The sequence below is a fragment of the uncultured Amaricoccus sp. genome (assembly GCF_937858865.1).
Classification (GTDB): domain Bacteria; phylum Pseudomonadota; class Alphaproteobacteria; order Rhodobacterales; family Rhodobacteraceae; genus Amaricoccus.
In genome coordinates, this window is sequence record NZ_CALLYO010000439.1 from 1 (window position 1) to 1,918 (window position 1,918).

1 protein-coding gene and 1 tRNA gene are annotated in these 1,918 nt (G+C 77.7%); both read right to left on the reverse strand.

Annotated elements, in window-relative coordinates; all coding sequences use genetic code 11:
- Positions 1 to 3: 3 nt before the first annotated feature.
- Positions 4 to 78, reverse strand: a tRNA-Glu gene (locus tag Q0112_RS13015).
- A gap of 46 nt (positions 79 to 124) precedes the next feature.
- Complete coding sequence (gene recJ / locus Q0112_RS13020) at positions 125 to 1,882, reverse strand: single-stranded-DNA-specific exonuclease RecJ (RefSeq protein ID WP_297975957.1); 1,758 nt, start codon at positions 1,880 to 1,882, stop codon at positions 125 to 127.
- Positions 1,883 to 1,918: the final 36 nt, after the last annotated feature.

Sequence of the window (1,918 nt, forward strand, 5' to 3'; positions counted from 1 at the left end):
GGATGGTACGCCCTACGGGAGTCGAACCCGTCTTGCCAGATTGAAAATCTGGAGTCCTAACCGATAGACGAAGGGCGCACGCCGCGGGGTATGTAAAGGCCGCGCCGACGGGGTTCAAGCCCGTCTATGCGGCCGGCGCCGCGTCCTCGACGTGCAGCTTCACCCGCACCCGGCCCTGCCATTCGTCGCGCTCGAGCCGCCCGGCGAGATGCGCGCCGGCGCCGCCCTTCGCCAGCAGGAACGGCCCGAGCGGGCCCTCGAAGGCGCGGAAGGCGACCGCCTCGAGCCGCCCGGACCCGTCCGCCAGCGCCAGCGCGAGGTGGCTCTCGCCGATCCGCCTGACGCCGGTGATGCGCGCGCCCGCCACCGCCAGCCGCGGGGCCGGCGACCCGGCGCCGTAGGGGCCGGCCGCGGCGATCCGCTCGGCGAGCTCGGGCGTCGCCGCGCCGGGGCCGAGCACCCCCTCGAGGCGCAGCGCCCGCCCGATCGGGGCGGCGGCCTGCTGCGGCGCGAGGATCTCGCCGAGCCGCGCCATCGCCGGCGCGACCTGCTCCGGCGCCAGCGTCAGCCCGGCGGCCATCCGGTGCCCGCCGCCGCGCAGGATCAGTCCCTCGCGCGCCAGCCGGGCGATGCCGGCGCCGAGGTCGACCCCCGGCACCGAGCGGCCCGAGCCCTTGCCCTCGCGGCGGTCGAGCCCGATCACCACCGCCGGCCGGCCGAAGGCCTCCTTGAGCCGCGCCGCCACGATGCCGACGACGCCGGGATGCCAGCCCTCGCCGGCGGCCCAGACGATCGGGCCCGCGGGGCGGGCGGCCGCCTGCGCCTCGGCCGCGGCGCGCACCGCCGCCTCGATCTCGCGCCGCTCGCCGTTCAGCCGGTCGAGCCGCTCGGCCAGCGCCGCCGCCTCGTGCGGGTCGGCCGAGGCGAGGAGCCGCGCCCCGAGGTCGGCCGCGCCGACGCGCCCGCCGGCGTTCACCCGCGGCCCGAGCACGAAGCCGAGCCCGTAGGGCGAGGGCGGCCCGGTCATCCCCGCCACCGCCGCCAGCGCGGCGATCCCCGGCCGCGCGCCGCGCGCCATCACCGCCAGCCCCTGGCGCACCAGCGCCCGGTTGAGCCCGGTGAGCGGCGCCACGTCGGCGACCGTCGCGAGCGCGACGAGATCGAGGAGGCCGAGCAGGTCCGGCCCGGTCTCGCCCTCGGTCTCGCCCTCGGCCCGCATCAGCCGGTTGACCGCGACCAGCATCAGGAAGACCACCGCCGCGGCGCAGAGATGGCCGAGCCCCCCGTCCTCGTCCTGCCGGTTCGGGTTCACCACCGCGAAGGCCGGCGGCAGCGTCTCGGCCCCGAGGTGATGGTCGAGCACCAGGACGTCGCATCCCGCCGCCGCGACCGGCGCGTGGCTCAGCGTCCCGCAGTCGACGCAGACGATGAGGTCGTGCGTGGCCCCGAGCGCCTGCATCGCCGGCAAGTTCGGCCCGTAGCCTTCCTCGATGCGGTCCGGGACGTAGAGCGTCGCCTCCCGCCCGAGCGCGCGCAGCCAGGTGATGAGCAGCGCCGCCGAGGCGCCGCCGTCCACATCGTAGTCGGCGAAGACCGCGATCCGCTCGCCGCGCCGCACCGCCGCCAGGAAGCGCGCCGCCGCCCGGTCCATGTCGCGCAGCCGCGACGGGTCGGGCAGGAGGTCGCGCAGCGCCGGCGCGAGATAGGCCGCCGCCTCCTCCGGCGCCACCCCGCGCCCGGCGAGGATGCGCCCGACGAGCTCCGGCAGCCCGGCCGCCTGGGCGATCGCCGCCCCGAGCCGCACCTGCTCCGGCTCCGGCCCCACCCACCGCCGGCCGGTGACCGAAGCCTCGACGTTCAGGAAGGCGGGCGAATCGAGCATGCCGCCATGATGCCCGCAAGTCCTTGCGTGCGCCAG

Excerpts from the sequence above, each read along its gene's own strand:
- recJ (WP_297975957.1), bottom strand. The coding sequence starts at position 1,882 with ATGCTCGATTCGCCCGCCTTCCTGAACGTCGAGGCTTCGGTCACCGGC.